Genomic DNA, 22,833 nt, shown 5'->3' on the forward strand with positions numbered 1-22,833 from the left:
CTTCTGCGAGGCTGTCTCAGTCCGCATCGATGTCGTGTACGGAGACGCGGATGGTGTCCAGCGTGCCGTCGGCCGCGTCGGGGATCAGCATCCCTGCGCGTGCCCCGCTGCGCAGGTAGTCGACCACGGCCTGGTCGAGTACCTCGCCAGGGAGGACTGCGGGGATCCCGGGCGGGTAGGGCGTGAGCATTTCGGCGCAGATCCGGCCGACCGCCCGTTCGGCGGGAACCTGCTCGACCTCCCCGAAGAACGCGTCGCGGGGAAGCGTCGCCTGGCGGAGCCGGAGTTCGCCCGGGCCCGGGAGACGGACGTCAGGGGCGGCCGGCAACTCGTCCGCGTGGTCGACGAGATCGCGACCGTCGAGGAGCCGTGCCGTCGTGGTGTCGTCATCGGCATGCGTCAGTTGGGCGTTGATCCGGCGGTGATCGGAGGTATGCAGGTTGATGCGGTGGTTCTGGCGCAGCCAGTCGGCAGCGGTGTAACCGTCGATAGGAAGGGCGCTCAGGTCGATGAAGATCTGCAGGGGGTCCATGTCGGCAGCTCGCTCGGGGCCACAGAAGTCGTCGCGTCCGTTGACGTGCAGGCCCGTGACGTCGTCGATGGCCGCGCGCACGCGGTGGGCCCGTGCGAGGGCCTCGTCCAGGAGTTCGCGGCCGTGCTCCACCATCTGGCGGCGCCATCCGTCGAGGGCGGCGTAGACGAGTACGGAGGGGCTGGTGGTGTCCAGCAGGTCGGCGCGGGCGACGAGGGTGTCCTTGGTGACGAGGTAGCCCTGAAGGTGGAAGACCGACCCCTGTTCCAGCCCGGAGCCCATCTTGTGGACCGACGTCACGCAGACGTCGGCGCCGGCGTCCATCGCCCAGGTGGGCAGGTCGGGGTGGAAGGGCAGATGTGCTCCCCACGCCTCGTCCACGATCAGCGGCCTTCCGCGCTGATGGCAGAGCCCGGCGATGGCTCCGATGTCGGCGCAGGTGCCGTAGGGCGTGGGGCTGGCGACCAGGGCCCCGCGCGCGTCGGGGTGTTCCTCGAACGCGGCCCGGAAGGCTTCGGGCGTGGGCGGGTGGGTGAGGTAGAGGCCGGTGTCCCACTGGGGATCGACCCAGACGGGACGAATGCCCGCGAGGATCAGGCCCGAGATCACCGACTTGTGGACGTCCCGGCCCACCAGCAGCTTCTGGTGCGGCCCCGCCACGGCGAGCATCGCGGCCTTAGCCGAGAGAGCTGCCGCACGTCGAGAAGAAGGTGTGCTCGGCGCCCACCGCGTCCGCCATCAACGCCTCGGCACGCTCCAAGACCTTGTGCGACATCGTCCGGTCGTCCAGACCGGACACCGCGAGCATGTCCGCCCGGAAGAGAGAGTCACCCAGAACCGCCCGGACCCTCGGATCGGCTCCCCTGCCTTGTTTGTGGCCGGGAGGTGTGAAGGGCAGCTGGTCCTGGGCCTGATAAGCGGTCAAAGCGTCAAGAACGGGTGCTTCGGAGTGGTCCATGGGGTGCGGCTTTCCGGTGCGGGAGGGACAAAACACGGGCACGTGGGCCGGGAGTCCTTCTCGAACCGAAAGGGTCCCACGACCCGCGCGCGGAGGTCAGGGCAATGCCGGTGAGGAGCCTCAGTGGTGGGGCGTGATGCTTCTTCCGCGGCATTGCCTGGTTCGACGGTGTAGGCGGATGCGGTGCGTTGACGCTGCCTGCCCCGCCGCCGGTTTTTTGCTGCGGCTTTCTCCTCGTCGCTCACTACGAACGCTTCCCAGCCATAGGAGCTTCTTTAGCCGAGAAAGTAAAAACAAAACACCTATAAGCCAACAGATCGGACAATGCTCCGTTTGCTCTACTTCGGTGGGCTCGTAGAGATAGCGGTGAGACGTCGTCAGCTCAGAGTTAGCGCGGTGCGGTCCTCTCACCAGGCGGATCGCGATGCGCTCCGACGCCCGCATCACGAAGTCCTTCACCGACTCGTCGACTCGCCGTTGTCAGGGCAGCAGGGCGCTCTACCGCGTCCTCGGCGTCACGCGGTGTCGGCGCGTCGCCCTCGGCGACCGTATGGCGCCGTGCCTCCAAGGCCGGAGTAGGCCTCAGCTTCAGTCCGCCGGCTCGGCGGCGGTATGGGTGAGGCTGACATGGGCACTGACCCGCTTGCCGCCGGCTTCGGGGCGGCAAGCGAAGTTGCCGGCAAGGGCGTTGACGATGTCCACCATGCCGACCTCGGGTGACCGATTTCGCCGAGGCCCGAAGGCCGGGGAGGTGGGCAGAGTGGGGGGTGTCCCAGACCGTGATCTCCACCATGCTCTTGTGGACGCACAGCTCGGGTCCGCTCGTCGAAGTGGACGCGGGGCGCCAACTGGAGCAGCCTCGTCGAGAAGGCTGGGACGGCGCAGAGTGCCAGCACTCTCGCAGCGGGCGCGGTTGCCTGGATCGGGGTAGGAGAACCGATCACAGAGCAGTCCCGGCGGATGGAGGAGCGCATGGCGAGGAGCCGGGCAGAGACAAGGTTCAGGCATCCGCGTCATGAGCGGCGGGGTGAAGCGCGGCTGCCTGCGGTCATGGCGACCCTGGCGGCGATCGTCCTCTACTTGGCTCTCCCGCAGCAGTTGCTGGTCGCCCCCCGGTTCGTACTGCCCGGTCTGGAACTGTTGCTTCTCGTTCCCCTGGTGGCGATCAACCCCCGGCGTCTGACCCGCCAGACCCGGACGTTCCGCGTGCTGTCCCTGACCCTCGTACTCATGATCGCGGCGAGCAACATGATCGCCCTCGGCATCCTCGTCCACGAACTGATCCACGCCGGAGTGAAGGACGGGCCCGCGCTGCTCACAGCGGCCCTGCAGGTGTGGCTGACGAACATCATCGTGTTCGGGCTGGCCTTCTGGGAACTGGACCGCGGTGGCCCCGTCACCCGGACCCAGGCGCCCCGGGACGAACTGCCCCTGGCGGACTTCCGGTTCTCCCAGGACGAGAACGACGACGCGATCCAGGAGGTCGCCGATGGCGCGAGCGGCACCTCGGACTGGGTACCCACTCTCGTGGACTACCTCTACATCTCCGTGACCAACTCCACCGCCTTCAGTCCCACCGACACCATGCCGCTCTCCAGCCGCGCCAAACTGCTGATGAGCGTCGAGAGCATCGCGGCACTCACCACGTCACTGCTCGTCATCGCACGCGCCGTCAGCGTCCTGCACTGACCACGCGGAACCCAGCACTTCGGGACTCCCGACGTCGGCCCGACAGGTCGGGCCCGCAGCGGGTGATGGGGGGCCGGTAGTGCTCATTGCTGGGGGCGGGGTTTTGCCTGGGTGGCGTGGCGGGCGGCCTTGTAGGTCTCGGGCAGGAAGCGGTGTTCGATGGCGGTGCGTTTGGTGGCGGTGTCGCCGCCGACGATCTCGGCGCGGCATTCCATCATGGCGATGAAGCCCTGGCGGGCCACCTGCTTGCGGCTGTTCTTCTTCGCGCCGGTGCCGAAGGCGGTGTTGTTCATGCCGGCGCGGGCGTGGAAGTCGCTGTCGGTGGCGCCGGGCATGAGGCAGGTGACGGTGAGATCGTGTTCTTTGAATTCTTCGCGCAGTCCGAGGGCGAACATGCGGGTAAAGGCGCGGGAGGGCCCGTACACGGTCTCGTACGGCGTGGGCAGTGTCGCGGACAGGGACGAGGTGATGAGGATCTTCCCGTCACCGTTGGCGGCCATCTGCCGGGCCACGTGCTTGGCGAGGTGTACCACGGAGGTGACGTTCAGGGAGATCAGGGAGAGTTCGTCGTCCAGATCGGTGTCGAGGAACGCGCCTCCGATACTGCGTCCGGCGTTGAGTACTGCTGCGGCCAGGGGGCGGCCGGTCCTCTCCACGGCCCGCCACACCGTCTCGACCCCACTCGCCTCGGCGAGGTCGGCCGGTACGGGGGTGACGTGGGCGCCGTCCCGGGTGAACTGTTCAGCCGCCTCGTCGATCTTCTCGCTGCGGCCCGTGGCGACGAGGTCGAACCCGTTGACCGCGCACAGGTGGGCGATCTCGTAGCCGATGCCGTTGGAGGCACCGGTGACCAGGGCCAATGGCCGGATGGAATGGGCGCTCACAGGCTGCTCCTGTCGTCGAAGTTGGGACTATGGGTGTCGTTGTCCGTACGAGGGGTTCCGGTCGCGGCGGGGTGTTGCGGTCGGTCATCAGCCGCCATGTCTAGCTGGAAAGGCGCCGTGGTGGGCGGGCAGGTGGGGCAGAGGATCGCTCATCCTTGCCGGGCGAGGACAACCGCTGGCCAGCTCGCCGACGAGCAGCTCTACGGCCATCTCGGCCGCGGTCCGCTCCCCGTCCATCACGGACGTGTCAGTGGCGTCGGTCGGTGCTCTCACCGCGGCGAGCTGGTCGAACTCTTTGCGGCGCGGGCCGGGCGCGCTGCGGTGGGCGCCGCGTCCGGGAGGCCGGGCGGCTCGGGGTGGGGCGCCGCAGCGCAGAGGCGGGGTGAGATCTACGTTGCCGACCATGACTGCATCCTCCTGCCCCGGCGAAGGCGTCGCGATCGCACTGGGCGGACCGCTGCGTCGCAGGAGGTCGCGTCACGGGTCGCGACGGAGGTGCCGGTGCCGCTGCGGGACAGGTCGTTGCCGGCCGTCGAGGTCCCGGCAGCGGCTGCTGGGGCTTGCTTGGATGTCGCCAGGAAGGACGACGGCGTCTCCTGACCACCACGGCCCGCTCCACTGCATCTTGGGCTTGGCCTGTAGTCGAGACTCGGCGAGGGCGGCCATGGCCACCAGCATGATCATCATGCTCGTGACGGTGTCCGCGGTGAGCTTTTGCCCAGGAACAGCACCACCAAGCGGCGGTACTGAGGTCGACCTCGAGGGCGAGGGCTGGAACCTGACCTGTCGCGGCACTCGTGCCTCGGGCCGAACGGTGCAGTCGCTGGAAGGTGGCCTTCGCCGCCGCGCTCCCGGCTCTCGCGTCGTGGCGCGGTCCGATATCACGGGGCGGCATTGACACTGGTCGCATGGATCTGGTCACGCTGGGAGTCGAAGAGGAGTACGTCTTGCTCGACGCGGTAACCGGGTTGCCGGCGCCGCTGAGTGAGCAGGTGCGGGCCACGGCCGGGCTGGAGCCGATGCTCGGCGAGGACGAGGTGCAGCCCGAACTGCTCGCGGCTCAAGTGGAGGTCGCCACTCCCGTGTGTGAGCGACTGGAGGAAGTCGGGGGCCACCTGCTGCGATTGCGCTTGGCCGTCGGTGCGGCCGCGGAGGCCAACGGGTGCCGGCTCGCGGCCTGCGGTACTCCGCCCGCCAACGGGTTCGCCTCGACCCCGGTGACCGAAAGAGCCCGCTACCGTGCCCTGTGGGCGCAGGCGCCCCAGCTGGTGGCTGAGCAGTTGATCAACGGCATGCACGTACACGCCTCCGTGCCCAGCCGGGAGGCCGGCGTGAGCGTCCTCAACCGTCTGCGGAGCTGGCTCCCCGTCCTGATCGCCATGTCCGCGAACTCACCATTGTGGGACGGTCGGGACACGGGGTTCGCCAGCTGGCGGACGGTGATGTTCGACCGCTGGCCCGTCAGCGGTCCGCCTCCGACGTTCATCGACGCCGCGGACGAAGCCAGGCGTGTCGAGACCCTGAAGCACAGTGGCATCATCCGTGACACCGGCCAGATCTACTGGCACGCACGGCTCTCAAGGCGCTACCCGACCGTCGAGGTACGGTGCTTCGATGTCCAGCTGCGGGCGGACGAGGCGACCATGTGCGCCGGCATCGTCCGCGCCCTGGTCACCACCGCCCTCCAGGAGGCCGAAGCGGGCATGCCCGAGCCGCACCTTCTCCCCGAGGTCCAGCGCGCCGCGACGTGGCAGGCGGCACGCCACGGCCTCAGCGGGCATCTGATCCTGGGTACCGGGGAGCGCGTCAGCGCCGGAGATGCCATTGCACGCCTCATGGAACACATCTCCCCCTCACTCGACACCACCGGCGACACCCGCCAACTCACCGCGCTGGTGCACCGACTCCTCCAGCAGGGCACGCCCGCTGACCGGCAACGGCACGCCCTCGGCGAGGGCGGCCTCCAGGGGGTCACCCAAATGATCACCGCGCAGACCACGGCCGACTGATGTCCCTGCGGGAGCCCGATCCCGCCAGCGCCCCGGGCTCGGCGGCGCAAAGCGCTATCGCTGTCCCCCCGCGGGCTCGCGCGAGCCAGTTCTGGTAGGGGGTGGCCCCAGGCGCGAGCCGTCGGGAGCGGTGACCGCGTCTCTCCGTACAGCGGCGCAGAGCCCGGCGGATTCGTCGGTGACCACGACACGGCCGTCATCGGGCTGGGGCCCGCAGGGTTAGGCGCCCGAGTTCGCCCAGCGGGAAGCCGCCGCGGCCGGACACATTCAAGGTGCCGCCCAGCAGCTTGCCCGTGGCGGCATCGGCGAGGGCGTCGTCGGCCGCGATCGGCTGGAGCCGCGTGCTCGGAAGGCGCACGATGTTGTCGTCCGTCGTCCAAGACATGATGTTGTCAACGAGTTCCACGAACTGCGTGGCCGGACGACGGGGAAGGGGACCGTGCCTGCCTTGAACCGTTCTTCCTGGACCACCTTGGCCTGGTACTACGGCACGTCGGCGACACGGTCGATGCCGACGATCGACAGAACGACGGCATACTCGACGCCCCCTGCAGCGGCCGGCAGGTTGTCCGTGGTAGCGCGGAAGAACGAGCTGGAGCTGGCGTCGAAGGCCGGAGGGCCTGTGGCATTGACCACCACGGCTGCCGACTCCACCGCCACGGGCACACCATCCCGGTGAGCAGGTCGCAACCGGGGGATCGGTCCTGGGCCGTGACCTCGTGTCCGTCGGCCTGCAGCCTCTTCACCAGCCGAGACCCCATTAATCCGGTACGCCGACCACGCAGATCATGATCCTTAGCAACCTTCCGATCACACGCTGACTGGACCGACACCCTCCGCACGAGCTCCACGTTCCGTCCGAAAGGACTGGACGCGCCTCCCAGCCGCCGCAACTTACTGGAATGGGTTCGGCACAGCGAGCCCGCGATACGGGGCCGGTTCACCAGCCGCGTCCCAGGGGGGGCGCTTCCTGTGGCGGCGCGCGACGCTGGCGTCACGCCCTGAGCCGCCCCCTCAAATCGGGGCAGACGGATGCGGGCACCCGGGTCCGCCCGGTGCACCGCCCGGAGCAGCGCCCTCGTTCGGCCTATTCGTGCTCTGCCCGGGCCGGCCCGAGTTCGGGAGCTGTCGGCCGACTTCGCTCGCCCACACGTCCACTCGGTCATCCGGGGGATGGCGGCGCTCCGATGCGTATGAGGGAGGGGAAAGCGGGGAGGCGGGTACTGCTACGGTTCCGTCCGCCCCCAGGTGGGGCTGCCCTCCGGCGGGCGGCGGGACGCCCTGGCTACTGGAGGTCCGCGCATGTCTGCTCCTGACGCGTCCGAAAGCACCGACCTGTTGGGGGTCTACCTCAACGACCACTACGCCGGGGCGACGGGCGGCGTGGAGCTGTTCCGGCGTGCCGCGAAGGCGCGCTCGGACGGGCGGGGGGCGGCGGTGCTGGCCGACCTGACCCGGCAGATCGAAGAGGACCGGGACGATCTGGGCAAGATCATGAACGAGCTGGGCATCTCCGTCAGCAGTTCCAAGGCGGCCCTGGGATGGGTCGCGGAAAAGGCGGGCCGCCTCAAGCCCAACGCGCATCTGCTCTCCCGCTCCCCGCTGAGCGACGTCCTGGAAGCGGAGTCGATGCTGCTGGGCGTCCTGGGCAAGGCAGCCTGCTGGCGCACCTTGCGCGCGTTGGCGGAGTCCGACCAGCGGCTTTCCGCAGGGAGGCTGGACACGCTGTTGGAACGCGCCGAGGCGCAGAGCGCCGCACTGGAGAAATTGCGTGCCGCGACTGCCGCACGAACGCTGGATTCGCGACGTGCCGAAACTCGGTGAACCGCCGCAGCCGGAGCCCGCAGTCGGCCCCTTGCCGCAGTCAGCGTGAAACGCAGGGTGGCACCACAGCCGCCCTGCTCGACGAAGGAGCGAACGCATGACGAACGAGCAGTCCAAGACGGCGTGGGGCGACAGGTCCGTGGAATCACCGGTCGCGCAGAGCGTGGGCTGGGACGAGGTGGATGTGCGCGCGGTGGACACCGTGCGTCTGTTGGCGGCCGACGCGGTGCAGCGGGTGGGCAACGGTCACCCGGGAACGGCGATGAGCCTGGCCCCGTTGGCGTACCTGCTGTTCCAGAACGTCATGCGGCACGATCCGGCCGATGACCAGTGGCTGGGCCGGGACCGGTTCGTGCTGTCCTGTGGCCATTCCAGTCTGACGCTGTACATTCAGCTCTACCTGGCCGGCTACGGACTGGAGCTGTCGGATCTGGAGGCGTACCGGACCTGGGGTTCGGCGACGCCGGGGCACCCGGAGTACCGGCACACCCGCGGAGTGGAAATCACCACCGGCCCTCTGGGGCAGGGCCTGGCCAGTGCGGTCGGCATGGCCATGGCCGCCCGCCGCGAACGCGGCATCCTCGACCCTGACGCGGCGCCGGGCACCAGCCCCTTCGACCACCACGTCTATGTGATCGCCTCCGATGGTGATCTGATGGAGGGCGTCGCCTCCGAGGCCGCGTCCCTGGCCGGGCATCAGGAACTCGGTGACCTGACGGTGTTCTACGACTCCAACCACATCTCGATCGAGGACGACACCGACGTCTCCTTCAGCGAGGACGTCCCCGCACGTTTCGCCGCGTACGGCTGGCATGTGCAGACCGTCGACTGGACACACAGCGGTAGCTACGTCGAGGACGTCGACGCGCTCCTGGCGGCGACTCGCGCGGCGCGGGAGGAGACCGGCCGCCCTTCCCTGATCATGCTGCGCACGCTGATCGGCTGGCCTGCCCCGAACAAGCAGAACTCCGGGAAGGCACACGGAGCCGCTCTGGGCGAGGACGAAGTCGCCGCCACCAAGCGGGTGCTGGGCTTCGACCCTGATGCGCACTTCACCGTCGAGAACGCGGTGCTGGCCCGTACCCGGGAAGCCGCCGACCGCGGTCGCGAAGCGCACGCGCGGTGGAACGAGACGTTCGCCGCCTGGCAGGAAAGCCACCCGGACCGGGCCGAACTGCTGGACCGTCTGCAAAGGCAGGAACTGCCCGGCGGGTGGAGCGACGTGCTGCCGTCCTTCCCGGCGGACAGTGAGAAGGGTATGGCCACCCGTGCCGCATCGGGCGCGGTCCTCAGCGCGCTGGCACCGGTGCTGCCGGAGCTGTGGGGCGGCTCGGCCGACCTGGCCGGCAGCAACAACACCACCATGGACGGCGAGCCGTCCTTCGTACCGGTCGACCGGCAGACCGCGAACTGGAAGGGCGGCCCGTACGGCCGGACCCTGCACTTCGGGATTCGCGAGCACGCCATGGGCTCGATCCTCAACGGCATCGCCCTGCAGAGCCTCACCCGGCCCTACGGCGGCACGTTCCTGACATTCTCCGACTACATGCGCCCCGCTGTCCGTCTGGCCGCGCTGATGAAACTGCCCGCCACCTACATCTGGACCCACGACTCCATCGGCCTGGGCGAGGACGGCCCCACCCACCAGCCCGTCGAGCACCTGGCGGCGCTACGGGCCATCCCCGGCCTCGATGTCGTCCGTCCCGCCGACGCCAACGAGACCACCGCCTGCTGGCGCACCATCCTGGAGCACGGTGACCGCCCCGCCGGGCTGATCCTGTCCCGGCAGAACCTGCCAGTCCTGGACCGCGACGGCGGCCGGTACGCCCCTGCGGGCGGAGCGGGCCGCGGCGGATACGTCCTGGCCGATGCGGCGGGCGACGCGACACCGGATGTCATCCTGATCGCAACCGGCTCCGAGGTCCACATCGCCTTGGACGCCCGCGACCTGCTCGCCGCGGACGGTCTCGCGGTGCGGGTGGTGTCCATGCCGTGCAGGGAGTGGTTCGTCGCCCAGCCTCAGGAGTACCAGGACCAGGTACTGCCCACGAACGTCCGGGCCCGGGTCAGCGTCGAAGCCGCCGTCGGGCAGGGATGGCGCGACCTGGTCGGCGACGCGGGGCGCATCGTCAGCCTGGAGCACTACGGCGCCTCCGCCGACTACCAGCGTCTCTACACCGAATTCGGCATCACCCCGGAAGCGGTCGCCGCAGCCGCCCGCGACAGTATCCGCGACACCCAGCGAGCACCCCGCCCCGGAGGACACCAGCACACCTCCGCCCCCACCAGCAGCGGCACCGGCGACCGCCCCTGACCAGCCGGCCGCTGCCCCTTCCACGAGCAGGGAGCGATCACGCCCAATCTGGCATCACCTCAGCGCTCGTCCCCCAGCAGGGTGCCAGAAAACGGCGATCACACCGATCCTCCCTGCGGACGCGCGGGCGGCGACGGCGAAACCGAGGACCGCCGGCCGGGCGGACACCTCCCCGCGGCGCCGGGGCAGTTGAACGCAAAGGAGCGGCGGGGCCCCACCCGGGGGCGGCTTCCCGTACTGGAGCCCCGATGGGCCCTTCGCCCCCATGCTCGTCGGCCTGCCGTAAGGCGCCTCTACGAGCGGGCGGCGCGCGGGTCGGTGTCAGGGCTTGAGGATGACCTTGGTCCATCCGGGATCGCGGTCGTCGAAGTGGCGGTAGGCGTCGGCTGCTTCGGCCAGGGGCAGTTCGTGCGAGACGAGGAAGGACGGCTTGGCCCGGTCGTGGTGGATGAGGTTTCCGAGGTGGCGGTTGTATGCCTTCACGTTGGCCTGGCCGGTGCCGATCCGTTGCCCCTTGAACCAGAACTGCCCGAATTCGAAGGGGAGTTTCCCCTGACGGGTCAGGTCGGTCGGGGCGCCGTCATCCTGGGGAAGGAAGACGCCGACGACGCCGATGGCGCCAGTCGCTTTCACCGAGGCGACAAGGTCGTTCATGGTGACTTCGGGGTGTTCTTCGCCCTGCGGGTCGTGGGCTTGGTAGCCGACGCATTCACAGCCCTTGTCGGCGCCGCCGTCGGTGAGGTCGAGGACCTGCTCGACATGGTCGCCGCGGGAGTCGTCGACGGCAGTGGCGCCGGCCTGCTCGGCCAGCCGCAGCCGGTCGCTCTGGCGGTCGACGAGCAGAATCTGGCTCGCCCCGCGCAAGCGGGCGGAGTACGCGGCCATCAGCCCCACCGGCCCGCCGCCGTAAACGACCACGGACTCGCCCGGCGAGACGCCGGCGAGTTCGGTGGCGTGGTAGCCCGTGGGGAAGATGTCCGCGAGCATGACGTAGTCGTTCTCCTTCTCCCCCGCGTCCTCCGGCAGGACGAGGCAGTTGAAGTCGGCCCAGGGCACCCGCAGATACTCGGCCTGGCCGCCGGCGTAGGTGCCCATGGCGGCGAAGCCGTAGGCCCCTCCGGGTGTGTCGGAATCGACGGAGAGGCAGAAGCCGGTGAAGCCTCGCTCGCAGTTCGCGCAGAATCCGCAGCCGACGTTGAACGGGAGGCAGACCCGGTCGCCGACTTTCACCCGGTCCACGCCGCCGCCGATCTCGACGACCTCGCCGAGGTTCTCGTGGCCGAGCGTCCGGCCGGTCTCCATCGTGGTGCGCCCCTCGTACATGTGAAGGTCGGACCCGCAGATGTTGGTGGAGGTGATCTTGACGACCACGTCGGTAGGACGTTCGATTTTGGCATCAGGGACGTCGACCACTGCAACATCCCTGGGACCCTGGTAGACCAGCGCTTTCACGCAGCTCACCGCCTTCCGGCAGGGGCACCCACCGGCCGGTGCAGCCCGCGGGCGCGCAAACGGATACCTCCGTCCACCATGCGCGCCGAACGCCGGTCACGCAGAACCGCCCGCCGTACCGCAGCCGAACACGGCCCGGCGGTAGCGTGCCGATCATGAACCTTCGCACCGCAATCGAACGCGCTCAACGCCTCCAGCAGCTGCACGCGGAGCGCAAACCGCTCGTGCTGCCCACCGTGTGGGACGTCTGGTCCGCGCGTACAGCCGTCGCCGCCGGTTTTCCCGCGCTGACCATCGGCAGTCACCCCCTCGCGGACTCCCAGGGCGCCGACGACCAGGAAGGCCAGACCTTCGAGGAAGTACTCGCCGCGGTCCGACCGATCATCGCGGCGGTCGACGTGCCCGTCTCCGTCGATCTGGAAGCAGGCTACGGGCAAGACCCCGCAGACCTCGTCGCCGGTCTCATCGAAGCCGGCGGAGTCGGCCTGAACGTCGAGGACACCGTCCACTCCGAGAGGGGCCGCGTACGCAGCACGCAGGAGCACGCGCGCTACATCGGCGGCCTGCGCGCAGCGGCCGACCACGCCGGCATCCCGGTCTGGATCAACGGGCGCACGGACCTCTTCCTGCACGCGGCCAACCCCGCCGACGTCCTCGATGAGGCCATCGAGCGACTGCGTGCCCTGGAGCAGGCCGGCGCCGACAGCGTCTACCCAGTACGCATTCAGGACGACGACGATCTGCTCGCCGCGGTGACCAGCGCTGTCGCCGTCCCGGTGAATTCCACGGCTCATCCCGTCAAGCACGATCTCGAGCGTTTCCGGCGCCTCGGTGTCGGCCGGATCACCTACGGTCCGCTGCTGCAGTTCGCGATGACCGACGCGATGAAGAGCATGCTCGGCCCGTGGGCGCCCTGACCGACGGACAACCCCGCCGTCGTGGGCGTCACCTGGAGACAGCGGCGCCCACGCCACGTACGGCCGCGCCCCGCCGGCCACGTCCTCGCTACTGGGCCGTCATCGGCGGCCGTGCGGTTCAGGACGGGCACGGCGGCGCGCTCTTGAGCTGCTGTGACGGAGCGGTGCCGACGGCGAATCCCTCTGGTGACGGTCGTCGCGGTGTGGGGCGGCGGTGCTCAGGCGTCAATGCTCATGCCGGTGCGGAGCTTGGCGACGATACGGCTGAGCAGGCGGGAGACCTGCATCTGGGAAACGCCGAGTTCGGCGCCGATCTGCGCCTGCGTCATTTCCGCGCCGAAGCGCATCTGGACGATGAGGCGCTCGCGGTCGTCGAGCTGCGTCAGGAGAGGAGCGAGAGCGTGCAGGTTCTCGACCATCTCCATCCCGGGATCGTGCTCACCGATCACGTCGGCGTAGCTGCGCTGTCCCTTGCCGCTGTCCCCGTCGTCGGCGGGCAGTTCGAGGGAGCCAGCGGTGTAGCCGCTGGCGGCGACCAGGCCTTCGATCACCTCGTCCTCTTCGAGCTTGAGGTGCGCGGCGAGTTCCTTGACAGTGGGGTCGCGGTCGAGTGCGGTGGCGAGGTGTTCCTTGGCCTTCGCGAGCTCGACGCGCAGTTCCTGGAGCCGGCGCGGGACGTGGACGGCCCAGGTGGTGTCGCGGAAGAACCGCTTGATCTCCCCGACGATGTAGGGGATGGCGAAGGTGGTGAACTCGACCTCGCGGGAGAGGTCGAAGCGGTCGATCGCCTTGATCAGGCCGATCGTGCCGACCTGGATGATGTCCTGCAGGTCACCGTCCCCGCGGTTGCGGTACCGCTGCGCCGCGAAACGGACCAGCGACAGGTTCATCTCGATCAGCGTGTTGCGCGCGTACTGGTACTCGCGGGTCCCCTCCTCCAGGGTCTGGAGACGGTCGAAGAACAGCTTCGACAGGGCCCTCGCGTCCTTCGGCGCAACCTTCCCGGCATCTTCGACCCACGGAAGGTCCTGCGCCCCGGCGTAAGTCCGCGCCCCGCTCGTAGCCTCAGGCTCGGTCATCATGTCGGACGGCGTGGTGGTGCTCACTGGCGAAACTGTCATGGATCTGCCTTCCTCGCGCGCTACCCCGTCCGCCTTCCCCTTGCCCCCGGTCCGGACGGTTAGGCACTGTCCGGCGGATCATGGGTAGTGCTCTACAGATGCCGGCTACCGGGCGTGGCATGATCGCGCCATGGAGCACTTCATACGTCCCAAGGGTTCACCACCTGTCAACGGATACAGTCACGCGGTCGCGTTCACCGGAGCGATGGTTGCCGTCTCGGGTCAGGTTCCTGTGGACGGCGACGGGAACCTGGTTGGTAAAGGGGACGCAGAGGCGCAGGTCCGGCAGGTTTACGCGAATCTGACTACTGCCTTGAAGGCAGCGGGCTCTGGCCTGGAACACATAGTTAAACTGACGGTTTACCTGACCGATCTGAACGATTTGGGCGCGTTCCGCAAAGTGCGCGACGAGCTTCAGGACGCAGAGAACCCGCCCGCGTGCTCCTTGGTGAGGGTTGCTGGGCTGGTTCACCCGGACTTCCGGGTCGAGGTGGACGCATTGGCCGCGACACCGAGCGCCGGGTATTGATGAGGCACTGTCCGGCAGATCATGGTCGGAGCCACAGGCGAATCGCCGCTGCGGTGACCGTGCCGTAAAAGACGTAGGCCCGCTTGTCGTAACGGGTGGCGACCGCCCGAGAGTTCTTGAGCCGGTTGATGGTCCGCTCGACTTCGTTGCGACGCCGGTAATGCTCCTGATCGAACCCGGCAGGCCGGCCGCCCGCGCTGCCTCTGCGCCGGCGGTTGGCCCGCTGATCCCTCGGCTCCGGGATCGTGTGCTTGATCTGACGTCGTCGCAGGTAGCGCCGGTTGCGGCGAGAACTGTAGGCCTTGTCGCCGCTGACGTGACCGGGCCGGGTCCGGGGTCGCCCGCCCAGCGGGCGGGGCACGCGGATCCGGTCCAAGACCTCGATCATCTGTGGTGCGTCGCCCCACTGGCCCGGCGTAACCAGAAAGGTTAAAGGGCGACAGCCGCCCTCACCGGCAAGGTGGATCTTGCAGGTCAGTCCGCCCCGGGACCGTCCGAGTCCTTCATCGGGTCGGTGGTGCCGGGGCGTAATCCTTTTTTCGGGACCCGCGGGCTGGCCTTGCGGGCGCCTGCCGCGTGCTGGTGGGCACGGCAGGACGTCGAGTCAACCCCGACCATCGACCAGTCGACGCGGCCGGCGAGATCGGCGTCAGCCTGGACCGCCTGCAGGATCCGGTCCCAGGTCCCGTCCGCCGACCAGCGGCGATGCCGCTCATAGACGGTCTTCCAGGACCCGTAGCGTTTTGGCAGATCACGCCACGGCACCCCGGTCCGGACCCGGAACAGAATCCCGCTCACCACCAAGCGGTGATTACTCCACCGGCCACCGCGACGACCCCGCGGCGGGAGATGCGGCTCCAGAAGTGACCACTCGTGATTCGTGAGATCCCCCCGACCCATACCCGACCAACGAGCGACCGATCGGAAGGTCACATGATCCGCCGGACACCACCTAGTCCTCCGCGGAGAACTGACCGCAGGCATACAGCGAACCGGACATGACGGATCACCAGGAGAGCCATGGATGCCAGAGATCGCCCCGGATGCCCCCGACGGCCACCGCAGCGGATCCGTGACGGGCCCACCCGGCGGCAACCACGCCGGGCACCTTAACCAGGCAAAGCCGTACTTCGTGAGGGTCGGCGCATGGCGGGGCGCAGCCGGAGCCTTCGACAAACGCTACCGACGACCCGCAGCCCGCGGAGCGCACGACCACCCTGCGGAGCCGACAGAGCCGCCGTCATCGAGGCGCTGCAGCGGGCTGCTTCCTTCCGGCCCACGACGGAAAACGCGGACGAGGAACAGCGGCGACAGGAGCTCCTGCTCAACGAGCAGTCAGCGGCTCTCCGGCGACAGCTGCGCTCCCTCGCGGAGGAACGCCAACTCCTGAGCGATCTGGAGACACAGGCTGCCGGCTACACCGGTGCCGTTGCCCGCGGCATGTCACGTCTGTCGGCGCTCAACCTCGTACCCGACAGCTTCCCCGGCGAACACAGCTGCCCTCTGTGCGGAAACGAGCTCGCCGAGCCCGATCCCACCGTCGCCGAAATGCACACCACCCTCGCGGACCTCCGAGGGCAGCTCGAAAGCGTCCGCACCGTCCAGCCCCGCCGCGAGCAGGCCCTGCGCGAGATCGAACAGGCGGCGACGCGCCTGCGCGAGCAGCTCCGCGGCATCGAAGGCGCCCTCAGCATCATCGCCGAACAGCGCAACCAGCACGCCGGACTCCTCGGCCAAGCCGAAGCACAGGCCTACACCCGCGGCAGGATCAGCGCCTACCTGGGGCAGATCGCCACCGTCTCTGACGGTGGACGCCTCCAGCGCCTGGAGTCGGACGTCGCCGTCTCCCAGCGGCTCGTCCAGGGCCTCGAAGAGCAGCTCGACACCGAGGCGATCGGCGACAAGCTCACCCACAGTCTCAGCTACCTGAGCGGCAAGATGACCAGCCACGCTCGAACACTGAGACTCGAACACGGGGACCGTTTGGTCCGCCTGGACGTCAAGAGGCTCACCGTCGTCGCCGACACTCTCCAGGGCATCACCGAACTGCTCCGCATCGGCAGCGGCAAGAACCACGTCGGCTACCACGTGGCCGCCCACCTCGCGCTCCACCAGTACTTCGTCGACAACAGGCGCCCCGTGCCCCGCTTCCTGATGCTCGACCAGCCGACTCAGCCCTACTACCCCTCCGACATGGCCAAACAGCACGGGCGACTGGAAGACCTCGCCCTGGACGAGGATCGAGTGACCGTTACGCGCCTTTTCGAACTGATGCACCAGGTCGTCCGGGAACTTTCCCCAAAATTCCAGATGATCGTGAGCGACCACGCAGACCTGCCCTACGACTGGTACCAGGCCTCCGTTCGCTACAACTGGCGCAACGGCGAAAAGCTCATCCCCACCACTTGGCTCGACGACCATCCCACCCCGTAGGCCGGTCGGCCTCGCGCTTGTCCTCTCCGAAGATCGTCCTCGGCGTCTGCGGTGGCCAGGGCGGCGGCCCGAGCCCGTTCCCAGGTGACGTCGACGGCGCACCCAAATCAGGCATTTGCGTGTTGTCTGGTGGTAACCGAGCATCTTCGCCCGGACGTTCATCCCTGCACCCGGCGTTCGCTTTACAAGTACTGCTGGACCCACCAGAAGCCGAGGCCGACGAGTCCAGCTCCAGTGGCGTAGGAAGCACCGCGCAGAGCGCTAGAAAGCAGAGCGTGACGTCGGCGAGCAAGCCAGCGTCCTGCCTCACGAACTCGTCGGCGGAGGGCGGGCGTGGTGCTGAGGTCGTTACTCCTGGGCATGGAGAGCTCCGTTTCTGTTCGGCGCCAAGCGAGAGCCACGAGGTCCAGAGGTGCGGGGGCTTCGTGGGTGCTGTTTCCGGACGTTTGTCTGTCTGGGACGTGTCCTGACGTTGCGTAATTTGATGTTCCACCTGCGGCAGCTGGACAGAGGTGGGTTGGATGTTGTTCTGCTGACAACGCCGGGTTGTTCGCAACATCCCCTGGGGAGGGTCAAGCGTGACTGGTGCGAAGCGGCCAGGTCGTCCGTGGGCCGCAGCCAAGGGCTCCTGCACCGAGATAAATGATCTTGTCGGCATTATCCGATCGTGGCTGGACGAAGCAGGTCTGAGCGTGCCGGAGTTACACGTCCGGCTCGTCTCAGACCACTTCCGCGACGGGGTGATTCCGCCACTGAGGAAGCTGCGGGACAAGCTCGCCGGCGACGGGCTGACATGGGACTTGGTCGAGGCGGTGGTGGACATGTGTTTTCACCACGAAACCCAATCAATGACATCCCGCCGCCTGGAACCTGCCCGGACTCTGTGGGAGGTGGCTCAGACGAGACCCACCCTGATCGCCCCCGATGGCGAACCGGTTGTGTCCGTCCACGAGGTGTTCCAGGCGCAGGAACGAGCACTCAACGCCCTGGAGGAACTGAACCAGGTACGCAAGGCCTACGAAACCAGTGAACGTGCCCGTAACCAGTCTTTGCAGGTTGCCACCGTCCTCTTCAACCTTCTGGGGCAGGCACAGGCCCAGATCTCAAGTCTCTCCCGTCGTCTGGACGCTCTGACCTCAGCCCCAGACCGACTCGTCAGCGAAAGCTCAGGAATCCTGCTTAACCAACTGGACCGCGCCACGACGCAGAGAGAAGAGCTGCAGCTTCATCTCGCTCGAGCAGAGGCCGAGCGAGCAAGCGCGCAGGCTATCGCAGACCTGGCGGCACGTCGGATCCTTGTTTTGGAGGCTGAGATCCAGGAACTGCGGACCACGGGCAGTCCAAGCCCTTCGTCCGAGTCGTCCACCAGTATGCAACTACCCAAGATCGATGGCCCGTCTGACGAAGACAGCACCCTCGACCGAGTAGACGAGGCGCTCCAGACCGCTCGTTTCGTACTCGATCGGGAGCGCGAGGCCGTGGAGGAGGTCGCGGACGAACTGGGGTGGCGTGGCTCGCTTGAGGGCCAAGAGCTGAGGCAAGAGAACACAACTTCTGGCTGGTCTGAAGCCGAGAGGTGGGCAGCTTCTGGCGGAGGGTTGTCCGGAACAACGACGGACAACCCTCCCAGCAGGAGCGACGTACCTGTGGGAACCGAGGTGGCCATCCGAAGGAACTCTGACCTCCATCGGTTTGTCGGGGCGGCGACGCGGCGCATCTCCCGCGGTATTGATCTGGACGAGATCGTGCTCGGCCTCTGCCGGGCCAGCGTGCCGACCTTCTGCGACGAGATCCTCATCTACCTGCGCGATCCGCTGCCGGTGGGCGACGAGCGGCCGGTCGAGCCGTTCGTGCTGCGGCTGCGCCGCAGCGACCGGCTCCGGCTGGCCGACGAGGACCCGTCCCCGCATAACCCTGTGGGAGCCCGATTGCCCGTGATTGCTTTAGAGACCGATCCACCGCCCATCGCAGAACTCTGCGAGGTCCGTACCGGCGGCGCGCTCGGCGAGGTGCTGCGCGGCGTGCGCCCGGTCTTCGGCGACAACGCGACGGCCCGGGCGGCCCTGCTCGAACTGCTGGGCACCGGCCGCCCCGCGCCCACCGGCCACCGCGCTATCCTCGCCCCGCTGCGCGGCCGGCGGCGGGTCATCGGCTCGGCTGTCTTCCTGCGCACCACCGGCCGCAACCCGTTCGAGGCGAACGACCTGCTGGCAGCGGCGCAGCTCGCCACTCACACCGCGCTCGGCATCGACAAGGCCGTCCTCTACGGCCGCGAGGCGTACATCGCGGACGAGCTCCAGCGCACCATGCTGCCGGACTCCCTTCCGCAGCCCACCGGGGTGCGGCTCGCCTCCCGCTACCTCCCCGCAGGCGAGACCGCCCGAATCGGCGGCGACTGGTACGACGCGATCCCGCTGCCCGGCAGCCGGGTCGCGCTCGTCGTCGGCGACGTCATGGGCCACTCGATGACCTCCACCGCGATCATGGGGCAACTGCGCACCACCGCGCAGACGCTCGCCGGCCTCGACCTGCCGCCCCAGGAGGTCCTGCACCATCTCGACGAGCAGGCGCAACGGCTCGGCGAGAACCGCATGGCGACCTGCCTTTACGCGGTGTACGACCCGGTAGCGCACCGCATCACCGTCGCCAGCGCCGGCCATCCGCCGCCCGTGCTGCTGCACCTCGGCGGCCGTGCGGAGGTGCTCGACGTGCCGCCCAACGCCCCGATCGGGGTGGGCGGGGTCGACTTCGAGGCGGTGGAGCTGGAGGCGCCCGCCGGGGGCACGCTGCTGCTGTACACGGACGGCCTGGTGGAGTCGCGGGTGCGGGACGTGTGGACCGGCATCGAGCAGCTGCGGGAGCGGCTCGCCACAACCGGACGGCTCACCGGTCCGGACCACTCGCCGCCGCTGGAGGCGCTCTGCGACGACGTGCTCGACATGCTCGGGCCCGGCGACCGGGACGACGACATCGCACTGCTGGCGGCCCGCTTCGACGGCATCGCGCCGAACGATGTCGCGTACTGGTCCCTGGACCCGCAGGACTCGGCGCCCGGCCGGGCCCGCAAGCTGGCCCGGGGTGCGCTGGAGCGCTGGGACGTGGACGCCGACATCTCGTACGAGGTGGAGCTGCTGGTCAGCGAGGTGGTCACCAACGCCGTCCGGTACGCCGAGCGGCCGGTGACGCTGCGGCTGCTGCGGACCCACGTCCTGCGCTGCGAGGTCGGCGACGACTCACCGCAGTTGCCCAGACAGCGCTATCCCCGAGAGATCGACGAGGAAGGATCCGGATTTGGCCTGTTACTGGTAAACCGGCTGGCTCGCCGGTGGGGAGCGACACGGCTGTCCTCGGGCAAGGTCGTCTGGTTCGAAATGGTTTCGTCGCCCGCAGAAGGATCTGGCATGCACACCTCCTGAGGCTGGTTTTTCGACCGTTTCGCTGCGGAGAGCCAGCTGCCTGGGAAACCACCTCGTCAAGATCGTGGTCCCGTCCCTGGCCCACCGCCGACCACGAACAACGCCCGCCCCACCCGGTATGGCAGCCATTGCTGCGAGTGAGACAGGCCATAGAACCGATAGGTGGATTGCAGGGCTTCGTATGTGGGCAGTTCTTGTGCTTTGACACGGAGTGGGGGCCGGTAGATGGCGCGCAGGAAGTCGTTGGCGGCGCAAGTATTGCAGGTGTACCAGCAGCGCCAGAAGGCCAAGGCTGCAGCAGCGAAGCGGGCTGAGGCGGAGGCGGCGCGTCAGGCTCGGGCAGCAGAGCGTGACGCGGCTGCGAGGGCCAAGGAGGACGCCCGAAGAGAGCGGGAGGCGGCGCAGTCGTGGTCCCGTGCCCAGAAGGAGAAGCAGGCGCAGCAGAGTGCGGATTCGCGCAGAGCTGAGCAGATCGTGCGGGATCTGGAGAAACGGGATGCGGCGCGGGCTAAGGAGTTGGAGCAGAAGCGGCTTGCCGAAGTACGTGAGAAGGCTGCAGCCGATCGGCGTGCGAAGCAGGAGGCCGTCGAGAGGATGCGGCAGGAAGCTACTGAACGGACAGCCGAGGTGGAGGAGCGGCTGAGAGTTCTCACCTCGGTTCTGCGTTCGCGGCCTGGTGGACTGCACCAGCTGCGGTTAGCGGCGGAGCGAGCCTTCGGCCAGGGTGAACTTGAGGGGTTCGCGGCCGGCGTGGAGGAGGCGCTCGGCTCCGTCGACTACGCGAAGGGGCTCGGCGGGGCAAGGCGGGTGGCGTTCGCCCCGGAATCGCGGGAGCTGGTGGTGGAGGCTGACCTGCCGGGCCAGGCTGTGGTTCCTTCCGTCACGCAGTACCGGTTCAGGGCGTCCGCTCCCCCATCAGTGGTCCCCCAACCGCGGAAGGAGGCCGAGTGCCGGAGTCTGTATCGGGATCTGGTGGCGCGGCTCGCGCTGCGGGCCATTGATGAGGCCTTCGCCGTGGCTCCGCCGGCGCTGGTGGACCAAGTCGCGTTCAACGGGAAGGTACGTGCTAAGGACCGGGCCACCGGGAAGGCAATCGAGCCGTGCCTGGTCAGCGTGCGGGTCAGCCGGGAGAGCTTCGCTGAGTTGGTCCTGGACGAGTCGGAACTCGATCCGGTCGCTAGCCTTCATCATCTCAACGCGATCGTCTCCCAGCACCCGTATGACCTTGAGCCGGTACGGCCCGTTGTCACCTTCGACCTGTCCCGCTACAAGATCGCCCCGGAGCGGGACGTTGTCGCTGGCCTCGACAGCCGACCTGACCTTGTCGCGATGGACCCGATTGACTTCGAGCACCTGATCCGGCGGCTGTTCGAGAAGATCGGACTGAAGTCTTGGGTGACGCAGGCGTCGCGGGACGACGGCATCGACGCGGTCGCAGTCAACGAGGAGCCGCTCATCGGTGGACTGTGCATCATCCAAGCCAAACGCACCAAGAACGTCGTATCCGCCGAAACAGTACGTTCGGTAGCGGGAGTTGTGAACGACAAGGGCGCATCGAAAGGCATCGTGGTCACCACCGCGTGGTTCGGCAAAGCCAGCTGGGACTTCGCTCCACGCAACCGGGTCGAGCTCATCGACGGACGTCATCTCAAGGCCCTGCTCCTGGAGCACCTCGACATTGATGCACTCATCGGTCTGCCTAAACTCCCGCCTAACTGGCAAACCCGAGACGTGCGCTAACGCGAGCAGGGGTGATCAGGGCCGACAACGGCTCGTCGCCTACAACTCACAGGAACTGGCCACGGAAGGCTGGTTCGGGTATGACCATGCGCGGGGAAACGGCCCCGCGGCCGCTGAGAGGAACTTCATGGGCGAGGCCCGAAAGTACACATCGGGGACGCATGCCGCGTTGATGTCGCTGTGCCGTGGCTTTTGCTACTGGCCAGGATGCGAAGAGCCAGTCACCAGGTTCGTCGACGGGGAGCACATCCTCAACCTGGAGATCGCGCATATCCGGGCGGTCAGCTCGGGCGGCAAGCGGTTCGATCCAGAGTTCTCGCTGGACGAGAAGAACGCATTCTCGAACCTCCTGCTGCTCTGCAAAGTCCATCACGTCCGGGTGGATGGCCACGGCAGCGAGCAGTACGCGGTGGAACTGCTGGAAACATGGAAACAGCAGCGGGAGAGCGAGGGGATGGCTCCGCTGCTGGAGCTGCGGGGGCTGACAGAAGAACGGCTGCGGGTTCTTGTGGCGGAATCGTTTGCCTCGTTCCAGGACGAGACACGCGAGGCGTTGGAGGAGCTCGCGCGGATCGCCCCTGAGGCTGCCGCGACGCTGCAGATCCTGGTGGAGGAGCTTCGCGACCCGCGGATTCACGGGTTCGGAATCGATCCCGATACGGTGTCATGGCTGCGGTCCGCTTCCGATGGCCTGGGACATCTACAAGACACCGCTCCCCTGCTGTCGAGGGTCGCCCGTGATCTGGGGCATCTGCAGGACAGCGCGTCCATGCTCCACTCGGCGGCAAACAGCTTGCGCGGGACGGCCGACGCCGCACGGACGTTGCAGGACGGAGCGAGTCAGCTCATGAATGCAGAAGGACTCATTATGCAGTTGAAACAGGCCGCCGCAGAGCTTCGAAGGGCCAAAGACGGGCGCTGACCTAAATCGTCGTGTGCGAGTGAAGCAGTCGGCACCGCCGTGCGGGCTCTCCAACCTCGGCCTGCTTCCGCATGGCTATGCTCTGTGTCCAGA

16 protein-coding genes and 2 pseudogenes are annotated in these 22,833 nt (G+C 68.0%); 10 read left to right on the plus strand and 8 right to left on the minus strand.

Features of this window, described 5'->3' with window-relative positions; all coding sequences use genetic code 11:
• Nucleotides 1–16: 16 nt before the first annotated feature.
• Nucleotides 17–1,490: pseudogene (locus tag ACWCWD_RS25210) on the minus strand (aminotransferase class I/II-fold pyridoxal phosphate-dependent enzyme).
• 1,050 nt (nucleotides 1,491–2,540) lie between these two features.
• On the opposite strand from ACWCWD_RS25210, the gene ACWCWD_RS25215 reads away from it, so the two are divergent.
• Nucleotides 2,541–3,179 carry a hypothetical protein gene (locus ACWCWD_RS25215; protein ID WP_450775872.1) on the plus strand — a complete coding sequence of 213 codons (639 nt, stop codon included), beginning with the start codon at nucleotides 2,541–2,543 and terminating at the stop codon, nucleotides 3,177–3,179.
• A gap of 83 nt (nucleotides 3,180–3,262) precedes the next feature.
• Here ACWCWD_RS25215 and ACWCWD_RS25220 read toward each other — a convergent pair whose 3' ends face one another.
• The gene (locus ACWCWD_RS25220) at nucleotides 3,263–4,063 is read right to left on the minus strand and encodes an SDR family NAD(P)-dependent oxidoreductase (RefSeq protein ID WP_450775874.1); all 801 of its coding nucleotides are present in this window, start codon (nucleotides 4,061–4,063) and stop codon (nucleotides 3,263–3,265) included.
• A 908-nt stretch (nucleotides 4,064–4,971) separates the two neighbouring features.
• On the opposite strand from ACWCWD_RS25220, the gene ACWCWD_RS25225 reads away from it, so the two are divergent.
• The gene (locus tag ACWCWD_RS25225) at nucleotides 4,972–6,072 is read left to right on the plus strand and encodes a carboxylate-amine ligase (protein WP_450775876.1); all 1,101 of its coding nucleotides are present in this window, start codon (nucleotides 4,972–4,974) and stop codon (nucleotides 6,070–6,072) included.
• Nucleotides 6,073–6,268: 196 nt separating this feature from the next.
• Here the strand turns inward: ACWCWD_RS25225 and ACWCWD_RS25230 are convergent, their stop codons facing one another.
• Together ACWCWD_RS25230 and ACWCWD_RS25235 are read right to left on the minus strand one after the other, a co-directional pair.
• The gene (locus ACWCWD_RS25230; RefSeq protein WP_450775878.1) at nucleotides 6,269–6,457 is read right to left on the minus strand and encodes a hypothetical protein; all 189 of its coding nucleotides are present in this window, start codon (nucleotides 6,455–6,457) and stop codon (nucleotides 6,269–6,271) included.
• A gap of 98 nt (nucleotides 6,458–6,555) precedes the next feature.
• Complete coding sequence (locus ACWCWD_RS25235; protein WP_450775880.1) at nucleotides 6,556–6,732, minus strand: hypothetical protein; 177 nt, start codon at nucleotides 6,730–6,732, stop codon at nucleotides 6,556–6,558.
• A 642-nt stretch (nucleotides 6,733–7,374) separates the two neighbouring features.
• Between ACWCWD_RS25235 and ACWCWD_RS25240 the strand changes: the two genes are divergently transcribed.
• Nucleotides 7,375–7,896, plus strand: a complete 522-nt coding sequence (locus ACWCWD_RS25240) for a hypothetical protein (RefSeq protein ID WP_450775882.1) — start codon at nucleotides 7,375–7,377, stop codon at nucleotides 7,894–7,896.
• Between the two features lie 97 nt (nucleotides 7,897–7,993).
• Nucleotides 7,994–10,210 carry a transketolase gene (gene tkt / locus ACWCWD_RS25245; RefSeq protein WP_450775884.1) on the plus strand — a complete coding sequence of 739 codons (2,217 nt, stop codon included), beginning with the start codon at nucleotides 7,994–7,996 and terminating at the stop codon, nucleotides 10,208–10,210.
• A gap of 321 nt (nucleotides 10,211–10,531) precedes the next feature.
• Here the strand turns inward: tkt and ACWCWD_RS25250 are convergent, their stop codons facing one another.
• The gene (locus ACWCWD_RS25250; RefSeq protein ID WP_450775886.1) at nucleotides 10,532–11,662 is read right to left on the minus strand and encodes a glutathione-independent formaldehyde dehydrogenase; all 1,131 of its coding nucleotides are present in this window, start codon (nucleotides 11,660–11,662) and stop codon (nucleotides 10,532–10,534) included.
• 155 nt (nucleotides 11,663–11,817) lie between these two features.
• Here ACWCWD_RS25250 and ACWCWD_RS25255 point away from each other — a divergent pair, with 155 nt between their 5' ends.
• Nucleotides 11,818–12,579, plus strand: coding sequence for an isocitrate lyase/PEP mutase family protein (locus tag ACWCWD_RS25255; RefSeq protein ID WP_450775888.1), 762 nt, complete (start codon nucleotides 11,818–11,820; stop codon nucleotides 12,577–12,579).
• A gap of 218 nt (nucleotides 12,580–12,797) precedes the next feature.
• On the opposite strand, the gene ACWCWD_RS25260 is transcribed toward ACWCWD_RS25255, so the two are convergent.
• Entirely contained in the window at nucleotides 12,798–13,661 is an 864-nt protein-coding gene (locus ACWCWD_RS25260; protein ID WP_450776101.1) for a SigB/SigF/SigG family RNA polymerase sigma factor, read from the minus strand.
• A 169-nt stretch (nucleotides 13,662–13,830) separates the two neighbouring features.
• Here ACWCWD_RS25260 and ACWCWD_RS25265 point away from each other — a divergent pair, with 169 nt between their 5' ends.
• Nucleotides 13,831–14,229 carry a RidA family protein gene (locus tag ACWCWD_RS25265; RefSeq protein ID WP_450775890.1) on the plus strand — a complete coding sequence of 133 codons (399 nt, stop codon included), beginning with the start codon at nucleotides 13,831–13,833 and terminating at the stop codon, nucleotides 14,227–14,229.
• 19 nt (nucleotides 14,230–14,248) lie between these two features.
• Here the strand turns inward: ACWCWD_RS25265 and ACWCWD_RS25270 are convergent.
• Nucleotides 14,249–15,129 (minus strand): IS5 family transposase gene (locus ACWCWD_RS25270; RefSeq protein WP_450776103.1). Its coding sequence is split into 2 segments (ribosomal slippage): nucleotides 14,249–14,769 and nucleotides 14,769–15,129, totalling 882 coding nucleotides; the frame shifts between segments, so codons are not numbered across the junction.
• A gap of 540 nt (nucleotides 15,130–15,669) precedes the next feature.
• Here ACWCWD_RS25270 and ACWCWD_RS25275 point away from each other — a divergent pair.
• Entirely contained in the window at nucleotides 15,670–16,662 is a 993-nt protein-coding gene (locus ACWCWD_RS25275; RefSeq protein ID WP_450775892.1) for a DUF3732 domain-containing protein, read from the plus strand.
• A 1,376-nt stretch (nucleotides 16,663–18,038) separates the two neighbouring features.
• On the opposite strand, the gene ACWCWD_RS25280 is transcribed toward ACWCWD_RS25275, so the two are convergent.
• Complete coding sequence (locus ACWCWD_RS25280) at nucleotides 18,039–18,191, minus strand: hypothetical protein (protein WP_450775894.1); 153 nt, start codon at nucleotides 18,189–18,191, stop codon at nucleotides 18,039–18,041.
• A 132-nt stretch (nucleotides 18,192–18,323) separates the two neighbouring features.
• On the opposite strand from ACWCWD_RS25280, the pseudogene ACWCWD_RS25285 reads away from it, so the two are divergent.
• The 3 genes and pseudogenes from ACWCWD_RS25285 to ACWCWD_RS25295 all read left to right on the plus strand — a co-directional run.
• A pseudogene (locus ACWCWD_RS25285) lies at nucleotides 18,324–20,078 on the plus strand (ATP-binding SpoIIE family protein phosphatase); the annotation flags it as partial.
• 225 nt (nucleotides 20,079–20,303) lie between these two features.
• Nucleotides 20,304–21,818 carry a restriction endonuclease gene (locus tag ACWCWD_RS25290; protein ID WP_450775896.1) on the plus strand — a complete coding sequence of 505 codons (1,515 nt, stop codon included), beginning with the start codon at nucleotides 20,304–20,306 and terminating at the stop codon, nucleotides 21,816–21,818.
• 127 nt (nucleotides 21,819–21,945) lie between these two features.
• Nucleotides 21,946–22,740: a hypothetical protein gene (locus ACWCWD_RS25295; RefSeq protein WP_450775898.1), complete on the plus strand. Its 795-nt coding sequence runs from the start codon at nucleotides 21,946–21,948 to the stop codon at nucleotides 22,738–22,740.
• Nucleotides 22,741–22,833: the final 93 nt, after the last annotated feature.

This window comes from Streptomyces sp. NPDC001493 (assembly GCF_053597235.1).